This is a genomic window from Ruegeria aquimaris, assembly GCF_025751555.1.
Lineage (GTDB): Bacteria > Pseudomonadota > Alphaproteobacteria > Rhodobacterales > Rhodobacteraceae > Ruegeria_B > Ruegeria_B aquimaris.
Map to the genome: position 1 here is coordinate 108,384 of NZ_JAOWLB010000007.1, position 14,175 is coordinate 122,558.

A 14,175-nucleotide genomic window follows, 5' to 3' on the forward strand; every position below is an offset into this window, starting at 1 on the left:
CCGACTGTAACATTGAGAATGTCGCTGCGCTGTGGCAGCCTGAAACGGCCCTTTGCACGGGGGAAGCCGAACGACCAAACGGAAAGGAAGCGCCGCGCCGCTGGCCGATGACATGACCGTCGAGATCCCGGATCTTCGGGCCTATCCGAAACTGACCGGAAAGACGCTGCTGATCTGCGTCGGCGCGGCAAAATGCGCGACCAGCTGGCTGCACGACTATCTCGGGTCACGCGCCGAAATGGCGGTTTCACCACTGAAAGAGTTGCATTTCTTTGACAGCAAGTTTTCGGACCTTGCCTTGGGAGACCCCGATGGCCTGGCTCTGGCGCGCCTGTCCTTTCAGTTGAAGCAGGCGGGCGAAACGGTGGAAAATCTCAGGCGGCGGGCCATTTTTCAGGCCAGCGTCGACCGAACCCAGATGATCTATGACGACAACGCCTATTTCGGGCATTTTGATCGGTTAAGCGGACCGCGAAAGCGATGCTTTTGTGACCTGACGCCCTCGTATTCGGTCATCGGGGTCGAAGGCTTCACCTATATGAAGCGATTCTGCGCAAGTCAGGGCATGGAGGTGAAGATCCTCTTTCTAATGCGCGATCCCGTCCAACGCTTCTGGTCTCAGCTTCGCCATCTGCAACAGTTGAACCCTGTTAACGATGTTGCCACCAAGTGGCGGAACGCGCTGAGCGCGCCTGCGTTGCTGGCGCGCGCCGATTACTGCGGGATCATCCAGGCGCTGGAAAAGGTGTTTCCGTCGTCTCAGTTGCTTTATCTGTTTTATGAAAGCCTTTTCGAGAGCGACGCCGCGATCCGGCGCCTATGCGATTTCCTCGGGATACCGTTTGCACCTGCGGTCGCCGAGCGGCGGCAGAACGAGACCACTGTCATGCTTCCGCTTCCCGACGATGCCCGCGACGCCTTCCGCCGCCATCTGTCCCGGCAATACGACTTCTGCCAAGACCGCTTCGGGAGTTCAGTTCCCGACGCGTGGCTGGATTGACAATCGAAGGTTGTGGCGCTCGACTTCGCCGGTCATTTTTGCTACTATTTCGATAATTTTCTGAACTGTGTGAACTGTTTCGGTGAGACCGGAAGCAGGCGGGTGTTTCACACCCGGATTAATTGTCCTCTCTTTCAGAAGGAATTTCACCATGCCAGAAGACGCCATCGGTTTTGAATTCTTCAAAGACGATCAGAACCCGCGCCTGTCCATCGTCAATCAGGCCGCGCTGGATCACGCCAGTAGCCGTCTGTCCAACGAAATCGCCCACCTTAGAGCGTTTGATCATCTTGGAAACGCCATCGAAGCGGTTCAGAGAGCAGCGCAGCACAAGGCCCGTCTGGACCCTCCGGATTGGAATGGCAATGTGCCGCCGGACGCAACAGATGAAGGCGACTTCTTCCTTCTGGGATAGCGCGCAGACAGAACAGGTCGCAGCACGGCAGCAGATCAGGGTGTGCCGCTGCGAAAGAGGTGGTCTCAGCTTTCGCTCAGCGCGACCTTCATGTCCTTGACCTGGTAAATCACCTCGCCATCGGCCTCGACAATGCCGTCGGCGACGCCCATGGTCAGGCGGCGGGTCTGGATCGCCTTGGTGAAATCCACCTTGTAGGTCAGCATCTTGCGGTCGGGGCGCACCATGCCGGTTAGTTTCACTTCGCCCACACCCAGCGCATAGCCGCGCCCTTGCCAGCCGCGCCAGCCGAGGTTGAAGCCGGTGAGCTGCCACAGCCCGTCCAGACCCAGGCAGCCGGGCATGATCGGGTTGCCGGGGAAATGGCAGTCAAAGAACCACAGGTCGGGGGTGATGTCGAATTCGGCCCGCACATGACCCTTGCCATGGGCGCCGCCATCGGCGGACACCTCGGTGATGCGGTCCATCATCAGCATCGGCGGTGCGGGTAGCTGTGCGTTGCCCGGGCCGAACAACTCGCCACGCGCGCATTTCAGCAGATCGTCCTTGTCAAAACTGCTTGGGAATTGCGCCATCTGCCCTGGTCTCCTGCATGGAATCTCGTGCTTTTCTTGACCCCTCTAACATCGCCCAACCTTGTCCCGCAAGGGTGGCGGCGGCAGATGTGACCGCAGGTCCCGGTCAAGATGCGAATGAATTTCATTTGAAATCTTCGCCCCGGCGGCCTTATATATGCATTCAGCCGCAGACAGGACCGTATGATGACGCCCAAATCACAGGAGATCGCCACCGACTGGCTGGTTGCCGCGGGATTGCGTCCGACCCGTCAACGGGTTGCCCTGGCCGAGTTGCTGGTCGGGGATGGCAAGCATCGTCATGTGACGGCCGAAAGCCTGTTCGATTCGGCCAAGTCCCGCGGCGCGGCCGTGTCGCTGGCCACAGTCTACAACACCCTGCGCGCCTTTTGCGAGGCTGGCGTTTTGCAAGAGATCACCGTGGACGGATCGAAAAGCTATTTCGACACCAACACCCGTGACCATCCGCATTTCTTCTGGGAAGACGAGGGGCGGCTGTCTGACGCACCCTCGGATCAACTGGTGATCCACCGCTTGCCCGACGCGCCCGACGGGGTCGAGATCGCCTCGGTCGATGTGGTGATCCGTCTGCGGCGTAAATCCTGATCAACGCCCGCGAAACAACTCTGCCAGAACCCGCCATGCCCGCCCGGTGGTGGTATCCGCCGGTCCGGTGCCATGGCGCACAAGGATCACGTCTTCGCCCAGATCGGGGTTCGCGATACGTCGGCTGATCAATGGCATCCCGTCATAGCTGGTCATGTGCGGTGGGTTGGCATAGCTGATCCCCATCCCCTCGCCATGCGCCGCCAGGCTGCGCAGAAGTTCCAGCGTGGCGGCGCGGTGTGCAACGACCGGGTTCAGACCCCGGTCGCGGAACAGCCCCAGCATGTGCTGCGCCGACAGCCCCTCGTCCGACAGGATCAGGGGGAAACCTGTCAGCGCCGCCAGATCGGGCGCCGCCCCTTGGCTCAGCGGATGGTCCGGTGCCATCACCGCATGCGGGTGGCTGTGATACAGGGCCTCGCGGTGAAATCCCGCATCCAGTCCCAGATCATAGGTCAGCGCCAGATCGACCTGCCCCTTGAGCAGGCCCGAAATCAGCGCCTCGAACCCCTCGGCGCGATAGCTGACGGTCACATCCGGCAGAGCCTGGCGCAAGGCGCGTAGCGCGGGGGCCAGCAGGAACGGTGCCAGATCGGCAAAGCATCCCAGATGCAGGCGCTGCTGCGCAGGACGCGGATGTGCCGGGTCCTCGATCCGGGCCGCATCGGCCAGCAAAGCCTCGGCCTCCGCGATGAAACGCCGCCCCTCGGGCGTGACGGCCATTGCCGATCCACGCCTGCGGATGAACAGCGGATGGCCCAGATGTTCCTCAATTCGGGCCAGCGCCGCTGACAATGCGGGCTGAGAAACATGCAGCGCCCCGGCTGCCGCCGACAGGCTGCCATGGCGACCCACGGCACAGACATATTCGTATTGCCGAAGCGTAAGATATAACATGATCTTATTTATTAATTTCGAAGATATGATTTGAACAGAGGGGGTTTTCCAGTGAAAACCACAGACGAACCTCACCCACCGGAGAACCCGAGATGACGCACCCGCTTGTCACGCCCGAGATGATCGAAACCTTCCAGCGCGACGGCGTGGTCCTTGTCAAAGGCTTGTTCGCCGATCATGTCGACACACTCCGCGCGGGGGTTCAGGCGAACATGACCGCGCCGGGGCCTTATGCCTCTGAGAACCGCAAAGAGGGGCATACCGGCCTCTTCTTCGACGATTATTGCAACTGGGAACGCATCCCCGAATTCCGCGAGGTGATCCAATCCTCGCCCGCCGCCGAGGTGGCCGCCGACCTCATGCAGTCGCAAACCGCGCAGATGTTCCATGACCACGTTCTGGTCAAGGAACCGGGCACCTCGATGGCGACTCCCTGGCACCAGGACGGGCCGTATTACTTTGTCGACGGTCGTCAGACCATCAGTTTCTGGTCGCCGCTCGATCCGGTGAAAGAGGCGACGTTGCGCTGTGTCGCCGGGTCCCACCTGTGGGAAAAAGAGGTGTTGCCGACCCGCTGGGTCAGCGAAGAGGGGTTCTTTCCCGACGAAGGGCAGTACATGGCTATCCCCGACCCCGAGGCCGAAGGCATGCGCATTGTCGAGTTCGAGATGCAGCCGGGCGATGCCGTAGCCTTCAATTACAAGACCCTGCATGGCGCGCGCGGCAATACCAGCAATTCGCGGCGTCGCGCCTTCTCCCTCCGCCTCGTCGGTGACGATGCGCGCTATGTCGAACGTCCGGGCCGCACCTCACCGCCCTATCCTGGTCACGGTATGGTGCCGGGCCAGCGGTTGCGCGAGGACTGGTTCCCGGTCCTGTTCCGGCGCGGCGCCCAAGATTGACGCCCCGGCGCTGAGCACGCATCATCGGTTCCTGTCTGAACTGCGGATTTGATTGGAACATTGTGATGCGTGCAATTCTTTGTGTTGCCCTGGCGGGCATGGTCGTCGCCGGGTGTGAGAAATGCGATTCACCGGCGGATGTGAATGTCGGTGTCGGGGTTGGATCCGGCGGTGCCACCGGGGGTGTCTCGGTCGGGCGCAGCTGCGGGCCGGGTTACATCTCGATCGGCACCGGCAACAGCTGGCACGTGTCGTTCTAGATCAGAACCACTGTCCCGGCTCCATCAGGCCAAGATCGAGCAGCTGGCGCGAATGCCATTCAAAAGGCGTGGAATTGTGCCAGCGGAAACTGTGGATCTCGAAGGTCGAGCCCGGGTTCTTCTTCAACGCTTTGGCCGTGCGGAACGAGCAGATGGCCGCCGTCAGGTTGTGGTGCCAGGGGCAGGCATAGGTATTGTATTCCTGATCCTCGAACGTGTGATTGGGCAGGATCTTCAATCCAGGCTTCGCCTTGAACAGCGCGATCCGGTCGATCTTGCGGCTGTCTTTCGGAATATGCTCCTCGTGCCGCCAACGCACTCCGCCGAAAAAGTCGAGCTGCCGTTCGCGCGGGTGGCCGGTTTCAGGGTCCTTGCGGGCCTGGGCGTAATAGCCTGACTTGTCGAGAAAGGCACGGTCCAGCGAAACCCCCAGCGGGCAGGCCTGCAAGTCGTCGGCATAAAGGTCGATCACATAGGTCAGCATCGCCTCGCGCCGTTCCTCGCCGTGGAACGTCAGCATCTCGCCCACGCTGCGCGTTTCGCAGAAGGGAAAGAACAAGTATTCGGCATTGTAGCAGTAATACATCCAGATGCCCGGCGCCGCCGCGATGACCCGGTTGATCGCATTGACCACCGCGTTGCGCGGCCCGCAGTCAAACGGGATGCGATGAATGCGCGCCTCGACATCTTTCGGCAGGACAAAGGCGTCGGGCATAAAGACGAGAACGGACTTGAACCCGGATTGGATGTGATGGCGCATGGTGGTGGCCAGTTCCACATCGTCCTCGACAAAGATCATCGCCACCGGTCCCTTGGCCAGCGCCTCAGCTCCGGTTTTCAGGAAATGGTCCAGCGATGCGTATTCCATGCCTGTCTTCCACCCTTGCCTGTCTGGCATTCTGGGCCAACTTCGGTTAATTGCGCGTGCATTGCAAGCGACGCCCGATCCCTGTAGACGCCGCCGCTGATCCCGTGAAAACAAAGGCCCGCCCGATGTCAGACCCCAAGAAGCTGTTTATCAAGACCTATGGTTGCCAGATGAACGTCTATGACAGCGAGCGCATGGCCGAGGCGCTTGGCGGGCAGGGCTATGTCGAGACTCAAAGCGCCGAAGACGCGGACATGATCTTGCTCAATACCTGCCATATCCGGGAAAAGGCGGCGGAAAAGGTCTATTCCGAACTGGGCCGGTTCAAGGGGCTGAAGGCGGCGAAACCCGATCTCAAGATCGGCGTTGCGGGCTGTGTCGCCCAGGCCGAGGGCGAGGAGATCATGCGCCGCCAGCCGCTGGTCGATCTGGTGGTCGGACCGCAGAGCTATCACCGCCTGCCCGAACTGGAGGCCAAGGCGCGCGCGGGGGAAAAGGCGCTCGACACCGATTTCCCCGAGGAGGACAAATTCGAGAAGCTGAAAGGCCGCCCCAAGGCGAAACGCGGCCCGACCGCGTTCCTGACCGTGCAGGAGGGCTGTGACAAGTTCTGCGCCTTCTGCGTGGTGCCATATACCCGCGGGGCCGAAGTCAGCCGCCCGGCTGACCGCATCCTGCGCGAGGCGAACGAACTGGTCGAACGCGGCGTGCGCGAAATCACTCTGCTGGGTCAGAACGTCAATGCCTATCACGGCGCCGGGCCGAACGGCGACATGACACTGGCCGGGCTGATCTGGGAGCTGGACAAGATCGACGGGCTGGAACGCATCCGCTTCACCACCAGCCACCCCAATGACATGACCGACGACCTGATCGAGGCGCATGGCACCTGCGCCAAGCTGATGCCGTATCTGCACCTGCCGGTGCAGGCGGGGTCGGACAAGATCCTGAAGCGGATGAACCGCAGCCATACCGCCGACAGCTATCTGCGGCTGGTCGAGCGCATCCGTGCCGCCCGCCCCGATATCCTGATGTCGGGCGATTTTATCGTGGGCTTCCCCGAAGAGACCGAGGCCGATTTCCAGGCCACGCTCGATCTGGTCGAAGAGATCCGCTATGGCTATGCCTATTCGTTCAAATACTCGACCCGCCCCGGTACCCCGGCGGCCGAGCGGGCACAGGTCGACCCGGCCGAGGCCGACGACCGGCTGCAACGGTTGCAGGCGGTGATCACCCGCCACCAGCGCGAGATTCAGGACAGCATGGTTGGCCGCGAGGTCAGTGTCCTGTTCGAGAAACCCGGCCGCCTGCCCGGCCAGATGGTCGGCAAAAGCGAATACCTGCACGCGGTTCACGTGCAGGCCCCCGGCCTGTCCACCGGTCAGATCGCGCGGGTCCGGATCGTGGCCTCAGGGCCGAATTCGCTGGCAGGCGAACCGGTCTGAGGCCGCGCCCGGTCAGTGCGACGGTGGCGTTTTCGCCATGATCTCCAAGAGCGAGGTCCGCATGTAGTCATGCTGGCCAACGCCCCATTCGTCACGGCAGATGCGTTCGCCGATGGCATGCGCCTGCGGATAGGAATAGCCGATCTTGACCAGATCCTCGACAAAGACCGCATTGGGCCGGTCCCAGATCACGTCTCGGGTCGGTCCGCGGAAGCAGCTGATGGTGATGTTGTAGGCGTCGGTTCCCGGTTTGGTCGGGCGCTGCTGCGCCAGGGCCGAGCCGGATGCCACGACAGTACTCGCCAGGACGATCCCGGCGACCAGATAGGCTTTCATGTCAATACCCCCACGTCTGACAGGAAATATGTAACAGCGCCGTACAGCCCGACGCCGACCTGTTCCGGACATCCGGAAAGGCAGGGCCATACTAGCGGATTGCAACCCATTGCGATAGCTGTCTAAACGGCGCCCGAGGCTGATCATTGTCGCCCGCAAGGCGCAGAATTACCGGTCCGTGACCGGCTTTGTCGCCCTCGCCAGTACAATCGCAGCGTCGCGCTTGATTTGCGAACCCGTGACACGGGCCGCGACTCACCTCGGCGCCAGAGCCGGGCGCTTCGCCTCGGACCAGGGACAATCCTGCCGTCAACTTGGGGAGTGTTCCTCAAAACGACACAATATCTGGTGGTTTTCCCTTCACAGATTTACATAATTTTCATATGGTTGTCGCAGTTTCGCGTTCGACGGACGGCGTATTTGCGCCGGGCGCCGAAGGTGGGGGAGCCAGGTGAGGAATTAACACTGTGTCTGATTTCAATCTCAAGAAAGTGGCGGCCGCGATTGTAGCCGCCCTTGTGGTATCCGGAGCTGCTGTCGCGCCGGCCGCCGCGCAAACCGGGAATACGGGTACGCAGCGCACCATCGTCGGCGAGCGCTATGTGCCCACGATCTGGGTGGACCCCGACGGATGCGAACACTGGGTGATGGACGACGGCGCCGAAGGCTACATGACCCCGCATGTCTACCCCGATGGCAAGCCGGTTTGTCGGCGTGGACAGTTGTGCGGGATGATGCCGACGGATCAGTTCTTTGCCACTGACAAGCACTACATCAATGCGGCGGGCAAGGCGCGCCTGCAGGAGTTCTTCCGCAAGACGATGCCGGGTACACGCTATTTCGTGATCGCAGGGCATACCGATAGCCGCGCCTCGGACGAGTATAACATCCGCCTCTCGGAGCGGCGGGCGAACGCCGTTGCTCAGGTCGCCCGTTCGGTGGGTGCGCGGCTCGGCGACATTCGCGCCTATGGCGAGCGCGATCCACGCGTCCCGAACACCAGCGCCGCCAACATGGCGCAAAACCGTCGCGTCGAAATCTATTGCATCCGCTAAGGAGAGTTGGTGATGACAATTTTCAAGGGATTTGCCGCTCTGACTCTGGCAATCGCGGTTTCGGCCTGTGCGCCGGCCACGGACAAGACCCGCGACCGTAACATTCTGGATGGCAAAAGCGGGGATCTGTCGCAATTGACCGCCGGTATCTGGGTCGATCCGGCAGGCTGCGAACACTGGATCATCGACGACGGGGTCGAGGGCTATGCCGACCTGCGGCGGACACCGGATGGCAAGCCGGTCTGCAACAGCGAACTGCCGCGCAGCGTGGCGACAGGGCCGTTCAAGTCCGGGTCGACCTTCAGCGATCCGATCTGATCTGAACACCACCTGAACAAAGACCGCCCTCGGGGCGGTCTTTTTTGTTTCAGATTGGTGAAAACTTTGCGGTCATGCTTGCACCACCCACAACATCTTGGCTACGCTGAAGGCAGGACTTCGACAACAGGAGAGCGGATGGCCCTCGGTGCCCTGACCACACCGCAAGACGGCAGCGTCCAGACGGACCTGCACCTGGAATTCCCCGACAATCGGCTTTTGATAGACTTGTGCGGCGAACACGACCGTCACCTGGTGCTTGTTGAACAGGTGCTGGGGGTGCAGATCGTCCGGCGCGGAAATCATCTGTCGATTCTCGGCGGCGACCCCGAGACCCGCGCCCGCGCGGCGGAGATTCTCGAGGCGCTCTACGATCGGTTGCAATCCGGCCGCCCTGTCGAGGGGGCCGATGTGGACCGCGAACTGCGCATGGGCCGTGCCACCGAAGAGCCTGACCCGCGCGATGGCGACCAGCTGGAAATGTTCCTGGGCGGACGGTTCGAGATCAAGACCCGCAAGAAACCCGTCGAACCGCGCACCGAGGCGCAAAAGGCCTATGTCAAATCGCTGTTCGAAAACGAACTCGCCTTTGGCATCGGCCCGGCTGGCACCGGCAAGACCTATCTGGCCGTGGCTGTGGGCGTCACCATGTTCATCAACGGTCTGGTCGACCGTATCATACTCAGCCGTCCCGCGGTCGAGGCGGGGGAGAAGCTGGGCTATCTGCCGGGCGACATGAAGGACAAGGTCGACCCCTATATGCAGCCGCTCTATGACGCGCTGAACGATTTCCTGCCGGGCAAGCAGGTGGCCAAGCTGATTGAGGAGAAGAAGATCGAGATTGCGCCGCTGGCCTTCATGCGCGGGCGCACGCTGGCCAATGCCTTTGTGGTGCTGGACGAGGCGCAGAACGCCACCACCATGCAGATGAAGATGTTCCTGACCCGCTTGGGCGAGGGCAGCCGCATGGTGATCACCGGCGACCGCAGCCAGGTCGACCTGCCGCGCGGGGTGATGTCGGGTCTGGCCGATGCCGAACGGCTGCTGAAACCCGTGCCGGGCATCAGCTTCAACTACTTCACCTCCAAGGATGTCGTCCGGCACCCGCTTGTCGCCGCCATCATCGAAGCGTATGAGGCCGACGCAGGTTGATCCGGCTGGCCGAATGGCGGGTCGTGACCTGAGAAAGCCGGGACCGCCATGACACTTGATATCACTCTCCAAGATCCGCGTTGGGTCGTCTTGCCGCCCCTGGCGCAGCGGGCCGCCGACGCGGCCCTGCGGCATTTTGGCCTGGACCCCGAGGAGTGCGAGATCAGCCTGCTTGGCTGTGACGATGCCCGGATATCGGAACTCAATGCCGAATTCCGCGGCAAGCCCGTGCCGACAAATGTGCTGAGCTGGCCATCCGAAGATCTCGCCGCCGACGCGCCGGGCGGCACACCTCTGGCGCCCGAGCCGGATTTTACCGGCATGATTCCCATGGGCGACATCGCGATCGCCTACGACACTTGCCAATGCGAGGCAGAGGCGGCGGGCAAACCCATGGCCGATCATGTCACGCATTTGATCGTTCACGGGGTGTTACATTTGTTGGGTTATGACCATATCCGTGACGAAGACGCCACGCTGATGGAAGGTTTGGAGGCGGAGATACTTGGCAATCTGGGCCTCGATAACCCATATTATACGGACTGAAGGGCCAAGAGGCCCCGGATTGGATTAGGATTAATGGGCGACATAGAAGGCAGTTCTAGCGCAGCGCATAGCGCGCAACCGGATACTCCCGGCGAAACGAACGCAGAAAGATCAGGATTTTTTACCCGCATCATGGATGCGTTTTCCCCTGGTGACGGCCAGGAACAGCCTGAGCTGCCCGGCACATCGGTTGCGCCTGCGGTCACGCCCGGGCTGTTGAACCTGCGGCGCATGCGGGTCGAGGACGTGGCCATCCCCACTGCGGACATCATTGCCGTGCCGGTGACCATATCCAAGGAAGAGCTGGTCCAGGTGTTCCGCGACAGCGGGCTGACCCGTATCCCGGTTTACGAGACCACGCTCGATACCCCGCTCGGCTTTGTGCACCTCAAGGACCTGGCGCTGACACACGGGTTCAACGGCGATTCGGCGGTGTTCGATCTGGCCTCCATGCTGCGGCCGCTGCTGTTCGTTCCGCCGTCGATGCCCATCGGTGTCCTGCTGACCAAGATGCAGACCGAGCGGCGCCATATGGCGCTGGTGATCGACGAATATGGCGGGGTCGACGGTCTCTTGACCATCGAGGACCTGATCGAACAGGTGGTGGGCGAGATCGAGGACGAGCACGATACCGACGAGGCGCAGACCTGGATAAAGGAACGCCCCGGCTGCTACATCGCCCAGGCCAAGACGCCGCTGGAGGATTTCGAGGCCGAGATTGGCCGCTCTTTGACCAGCCATGAGGACGTGGACGAAGAGGAAATCGACACACTGGGCGGCCTGGTCTTCATGCTGTCCGGCCGGATTCCGGCCCGGGGCGAAGTTGTCCTGCATCCCGAGGGCGTCGAATTCGAAGTCATGGATGCCGATCCGCGCCGGATCAAACGGCTGCGCGTCATGATACCCGAAGCCGCAGCATGACCTTTTTGCCCGGCTGGCGTTTGTGGCAGCGCATGCTGCTTGCTGCTGCCCTCGGCGTCATCGCGGCTTTGGGTCTGGCGCCGACCTCGATCTGGGTGGCCACCGTCAGCGCGCTCCTGGCGGTGCCGGCCCTGTTTCAGTCGGCGCGCTCACGGACCGAGGCGACCCTGACCGGGTGGGCCTTTGCCACCGGCTATTTCGGCTATGCGCTTCTCTGGATTGTCGAGCCGTTTCTGATCGACATCGCGCGGCACGGCTGGATGGCGCCCTTTGCGCTGATCTTTATGGCCGGGGGGCTGGCATTGTTCTGGGCGGCGGGTTTCGCGCTGGCGGCCATGCCCTGGCGCACCGCCGAGCGGCGGACCTGGTTGCTGATCCTGTCGCTGGGGATCGCAGAGTTCGCACGCGGCTATGTTCTGACGGGTTTTCCCTGGGCGGGTCTGGCGCAGGTCTGGGTGGAAACCGACGCGGCGCTGCTCTTGGCCTGGATCGGTCCCAACGGGCTGGCGCTCTTGACCCTGCTTGCCGTCTTGCCCCCGGGATCGGCACTGGCACGCGGTATGGGCGGGACTGCGCTGTTGCTGCGCTGCATTCCGGCCGTCGCCTTTGGAGTGGCAATCCTGGCGGTGGACGCGATGCGGCCCGAGATCGAAAGCACGGGAAAACAGGTGCGGCTGGTGCAGCCCAACGCGCCACAACACCAGAAATGGGATCCCGACTGGTACCCCGTCTTCATGGCCCGCCAGCTCCGCTTCACCGGCGAAGGGCCGCGGCCCGATCTGGTGGTCTGGCCCGAATCCGCGCTGCCCTACTGGCTTGACGGGGCGGGTCCGGTGCTGGAAGAGATCGCCACAGCCGCACGCGGCGCACCGGTGGTTATCGGCGCGAACCGGTCCGAGGGGCCGCGTATCTATAACTCGCTCGCGGTGGTGACAGAGGGCGGCATCGCCGATCCGGTCTATGACAAGCACCACCTGGTTCCGTTTGGCGAATACGTCCCCTTTGGCGATGTGCTGGAATCCTTCGGCATCTCCGGCTTTGCCGCCCGCAGCGGGCAAGGGTTCAGCCCCGGTCCGGGGCCGGACGTGCTCAGGATACCCGGGATCGGTGTCGCGGTGCCGCTGATCTGCTACGAGGCGGTGTTTCCCCAGGAGGTGAACGCGGTGCCGGGTCGGCCGGATCTGTTGTTGCAGGCGACCAACGACGCCTGGTTCGGAACCTGGTCGGGACCCTATCAGCACCTGGCGCAGGCCCGGATGCGGGCGGTGGAACAGGGGCTGCCGATGGTTCGCGTCGCCAATACCGGCGTCTCGGCGATGATCGACCCGCTGGGCCGGATCACAGCGGGCCTGCCGCTTAATCAGGCGGGGTACGTCGATGCCGAACTGCCCCTGCCGCTGCAACCGACGGTCTACAGCCAGACCGGCGATCTGCCGCTGCTGCTGGCGATGCTTATCCTGTTCCTTGGTGCGGCAAGGATACAGGCGCGTCCCGAACCGGCAAATAGCGATTGACCTCAACAAATACGGGGCGTATCCCGGCTCAGACCTGCCACAACGGCTTCCTGGCGTGGCGCGGGTATTCATTAATGGAGCACTTTGCATGTCCCGACAGAACTACATCTTCACTTCGGAATCCGTTTCCGAAGGGCACCCGGACAAGGTGTGCGACCGGATTTCCGACGCCGTCCTTGACGCATTCCTGACCGAAGAGCCCGAGGCGCGGGTTGCCTGTGAAACCTTTGCCACCACCAATCGCGTCGTGATCGGCGGCGAAGTCGGCCTGTCGAACAAGGACAAGCTGCGCGAATACATGGGCCGCATCGACGAGATCGCGCGCGCCTGTATCAAGGATATCGGTTACGAGCAGGACAAGTTTCACCACGAGACTGTGGAGATCACCAACCTGCTGCACGAACAGTCGGCCCATATCGCTCAGGGTGTCGATGCCTCGGGCGAAAAGGACGAAGGCGCTGGCGACCAGGGCATCATGTTCGGCTACGCCACCACCGAGACGCCCGCGCTGATGCCGGCCCCGATCCAGTACAGCCATGCCATCCTGCGCCGTCTGGCCGAGGTGCGCAAGAACGGCACCGAACCGGCGCTTGGCCCGGATGCCAAATCCCAGCTTTCGGTGATCTATCGCGACGGCCAGCCGGTGGGCGTGTCCTCGATCGTGCTGTCGACCCAGCACCTGGACGAGGCGCTTACCAGCGCCGACATCCGCGCCATTGTCGAGCCCTATATCCGCGAGGTTCTGCCCGAAGGCTGGATCGGCGCCAACACCGTCTGGCACGTGAACCCGACCGGCAAGTTCGTCATCGGCGGGCCTGACGGCGACGCTGGCCTGACCGGGCGCAAGATCATCGTCGACACCTATGGTGGTGCCGCGCCTCATGGCGGCGGTGCTTTCTCGGGCAAGGATCCGACCAAGGTGGACCGCTCGGCCGCCTATGCCGCGCGCTACCTTGCCAAGAACGTGGTCGCCGCCGGCATGGCCGAGAAATGCACCATCCAGCTGAGCTATGCCATCGGCGTGTCGGCGCCGCTGTCGATCTATGCCGATACCCACGGCACCGGCACGGTTTCCGATGCCGAAATCGAGGCGGCCATCCCCAAGGTCATGAACCTGACCCCGCGCGGCATCCGCACCCATCTGAGCCTGAACAAGCCGATCTACCAGCGCACCGCGGCGTACGGCCATTTCGGCCGCGACCCCGAAGCCGACGGCGGCTTCAGCTGGGAGCGCACCGACTTGGTCGAGGCGCTCAAGAAAGCGGTCTGATCCGGAAAGCGGCAAGAGATACGGGAGGGGCGCGGAAAACCGCGCCCCTTTCGCAATTATCGGTCGGGGTCCCGCCTTGCACCCGGCGCGCGGTC

17 protein-coding genes and 1 riboswitch are annotated in these 14,175 nt (G+C 62.4%); of the genes, 13 read left to right on the top strand and 4 right to left on the bottom strand.

The features are described from left to right. Positions 1–112 precede the first annotated feature (112 nt). On the top strand, positions 113–1,000 hold the full coding sequence (locus OE747_RS11990) for a sulfotransferase (RefSeq protein ID WP_263828832.1): 888 nt from the start codon (positions 113–115) through the stop codon (positions 998–1,000). A gap of 151 nt (positions 1,001–1,151) precedes the next feature. After that, on the top strand, positions 1,152–1,415 hold the full coding sequence (locus OE747_RS11995) for a hypothetical protein (RefSeq protein ID WP_263828833.1): 264 nt from the start codon (positions 1,152–1,154) through the stop codon (positions 1,413–1,415). Positions 1,416–1,480: 65 nt separating this feature from the next. On the opposite strand, the gene fabA is transcribed toward OE747_RS11995, so the two are convergent. Further along, on the bottom strand, positions 1,481–1,990 hold the full coding sequence (gene fabA / locus OE747_RS12000) for a bifunctional 3-hydroxydecanoyl-ACP dehydratase/trans-2-decenoyl-ACP isomerase (RefSeq protein WP_263828834.1): 510 nt from the start codon (positions 1,988–1,990) through the stop codon (positions 1,481–1,483). A gap of 186 nt (positions 1,991–2,176) precedes the next feature. Here fabA and irrA point away from each other — a divergent pair, with 186 nt between their 5' ends. Further along, entirely contained in the window at positions 2,177–2,596 is a 420-nt protein-coding gene (gene irrA, locus OE747_RS12005) for an iron response transcriptional regulator IrrA (RefSeq protein ID WP_263828835.1), read from the top strand. Here the strand turns inward: irrA and OE747_RS12010 are convergent, their stop codons facing one another. Next, positions 2,597–3,493 carry a LysR family transcriptional regulator gene (locus tag OE747_RS12010; protein WP_263828836.1) on the bottom strand — a complete coding sequence of 299 codons (897 nt, stop codon included), beginning with the start codon at positions 3,491–3,493 and terminating at the stop codon, positions 2,597–2,599. 92 nt (positions 3,494–3,585) lie between these two features. Between OE747_RS12010 and OE747_RS12015 the strand changes: the two genes are divergently transcribed. Next, positions 3,586–4,395: a phytanoyl-CoA dioxygenase family protein gene (locus OE747_RS12015; protein ID WP_263828837.1), complete on the top strand. Its 810-nt coding sequence runs from the start codon at positions 3,586–3,588 to the stop codon at positions 4,393–4,395. 65 nt (positions 4,396–4,460) lie between these two features. Continuing rightward, entirely contained in the window at positions 4,461–4,655 is a 195-nt protein-coding gene (locus OE747_RS12020; protein WP_263828838.1) for a hypothetical protein, read from the top strand. A 1-nt stretch (position 4,656) separates the two neighbouring features. Here OE747_RS12020 and OE747_RS12025 read toward each other — a convergent pair whose 3' ends face one another. After that, positions 4,657–5,523 (bottom strand): hypothetical protein, encoded by an 867-nt coding sequence (locus tag OE747_RS12025; RefSeq protein WP_263828839.1) that lies wholly within the window; start codon positions 5,521–5,523, stop codon positions 4,657–4,659. Positions 5,524–5,648: 125 nt separating this feature from the next. Here OE747_RS12025 and miaB point away from each other — a divergent pair, with 125 nt between their 5' ends. Continuing rightward, a complete protein-coding gene (gene miaB, locus OE747_RS12030; RefSeq protein WP_263828840.1) occupies positions 5,649–6,968 on the top strand; it encodes a tRNA (N6-isopentenyl adenosine(37)-C2)-methylthiotransferase MiaB in 1,320 nt (439 codons plus the stop codon). 12 nt (positions 6,969–6,980) lie between these two features. On the opposite strand, the gene OE747_RS12035 is transcribed toward miaB, so the two are convergent. Continuing rightward, entirely contained in the window at positions 6,981–7,304 is a 324-nt protein-coding gene (locus OE747_RS12035; RefSeq protein ID WP_263828841.1) for a hypothetical protein, read from the bottom strand. 467 nt (positions 7,305–7,771) lie between these two features. Between OE747_RS12035 and OE747_RS12040 the strand changes: the two genes are divergently transcribed. From OE747_RS12040 to metK, 7 genes are all read left to right on the top strand, one after another. Beyond that, the gene (locus OE747_RS12040) at positions 7,772–8,359 is read left to right on the top strand and encodes an OmpA family protein (RefSeq protein ID WP_404818314.1); all 588 of its coding nucleotides are present in this window, start codon (positions 7,772–7,774) and stop codon (positions 8,357–8,359) included. Positions 8,360–8,371: 12 nt separating this feature from the next. Then, positions 8,372–8,677, top strand: coding sequence for a hypothetical protein (locus OE747_RS12045; protein WP_263828842.1), 306 nt, complete (start codon positions 8,372–8,374; stop codon positions 8,675–8,677). A 138-nt stretch (positions 8,678–8,815) separates the two neighbouring features. Beyond that, positions 8,816–9,829, top strand: a complete 1,014-nt coding sequence (locus OE747_RS12050) for a PhoH family protein (RefSeq protein ID WP_263828843.1) — start codon at positions 8,816–8,818, stop codon at positions 9,827–9,829. Between the two features lie 48 nt (positions 9,830–9,877). After that, on the top strand, positions 9,878–10,375 hold the full coding sequence (gene ybeY / locus OE747_RS12055) for an rRNA maturation RNase YbeY (protein ID WP_263828844.1): 498 nt from the start codon (positions 9,878–9,880) through the stop codon (positions 10,373–10,375). A 33-nt stretch (positions 10,376–10,408) separates the two neighbouring features. Beyond that, positions 10,409–11,296, top strand: a complete 888-nt coding sequence (locus tag OE747_RS12060; protein WP_263828845.1) for a hemolysin family protein — start codon at positions 10,409–10,411, stop codon at positions 11,294–11,296. Further along, positions 11,293–12,810: an apolipoprotein N-acyltransferase gene (lnt, locus tag OE747_RS12065; protein WP_263828846.1), complete on the top strand. Its 1,518-nt coding sequence runs from the start codon at positions 11,293–11,295 to the stop codon at positions 12,808–12,810. Before OE747_RS12060 ends, lnt begins: the two co-directional genes overlap by 4 nt. Positions 12,811–12,841: 31 nt before the next feature. Next, a riboswitch (SAM-SAH riboswitch) is annotated at positions 12,842–12,892 on the top strand. A 6-nt stretch (positions 12,893–12,898) separates the two neighbouring features. Then, positions 12,899–14,080 carry a methionine adenosyltransferase gene (gene metK, locus OE747_RS12070; protein WP_263828847.1) on the top strand — a complete coding sequence of 394 codons (1,182 nt, stop codon included), beginning with the start codon at positions 12,899–12,901 and terminating at the stop codon, positions 14,078–14,080. Positions 14,081–14,175 lie beyond the last annotated feature (95 nt).

Coding starts and splice junctions, on each gene's coding strand:
- OE747_RS11995 (WP_263828833.1), top strand. CDS start 1,152: ATGCCAGAAGACGCCATCGGTTTTGAATTCTTCAAAGACGATCAGAAC.
- OE747_RS12060 (WP_263828845.1), top strand. CDS start 10,409: ATGGGCGACATAGAAGGCAGTTCTAGCGCAGCGCATAGCGCGCAACCG.
- metK (WP_263828847.1), top strand. CDS start 12,899: ATGTCCCGACAGAACTACATCTTCACTTCGGAATCCGTTTCCGAAGGG.
- OE747_RS11990 (WP_263828832.1), top strand. CDS start 113: ATGACCGTCGAGATCCCGGATCTTCGGGCCTATCCGAAACTGACCGGA.
- OE747_RS12010 (WP_263828836.1), bottom strand. CDS start 3,493: ATGTTATATCTTACGCTTCGGCAATACGAATATGTCTGTGCCGTGGGT.
- lnt (WP_263828846.1), top strand. CDS start 11,293: ATGACCTTTTTGCCCGGCTGGCGTTTGTGGCAGCGCATGCTGCTTGCT.
- fabA (WP_263828834.1), bottom strand. CDS start 1,990: ATGGCGCAATTCCCAAGCAGTTTTGACAAGGACGATCTGCTGAAATGC.
- OE747_RS12035 (WP_263828841.1), bottom strand. CDS start 7,304: ATGAAAGCCTATCTGGTCGCCGGGATCGTCCTGGCGAGTACTGTCGTG.
- OE747_RS12015 (WP_263828837.1), top strand. CDS start 3,586: ATGACGCACCCGCTTGTCACGCCCGAGATGATCGAAACCTTCCAGCGC.
- irrA (WP_263828835.1), top strand. CDS start 2,177: ATGACGCCCAAATCACAGGAGATCGCCACCGACTGGCTGGTTGCCGCG.
- OE747_RS12045 (WP_263828842.1), top strand. CDS start 8,372: ATGACAATTTTCAAGGGATTTGCCGCTCTGACTCTGGCAATCGCGGTT.
- ybeY (WP_263828844.1), top strand. CDS start 9,878: ATGACACTTGATATCACTCTCCAAGATCCGCGTTGGGTCGTCTTGCCG.
- miaB (WP_263828840.1), top strand. CDS start 5,649: ATGTCAGACCCCAAGAAGCTGTTTATCAAGACCTATGGTTGCCAGATG.
- OE747_RS12025 (WP_263828839.1), bottom strand. CDS start 5,523: ATGGAATACGCATCGCTGGACCATTTCCTGAAAACCGGAGCTGAGGCG.
- OE747_RS12050 (WP_263828843.1), top strand. CDS start 8,816: ATGGCCCTCGGTGCCCTGACCACACCGCAAGACGGCAGCGTCCAGACG.
- OE747_RS12020 (WP_263828838.1), top strand. CDS start 4,461: ATGCGTGCAATTCTTTGTGTTGCCCTGGCGGGCATGGTCGTCGCCGGG.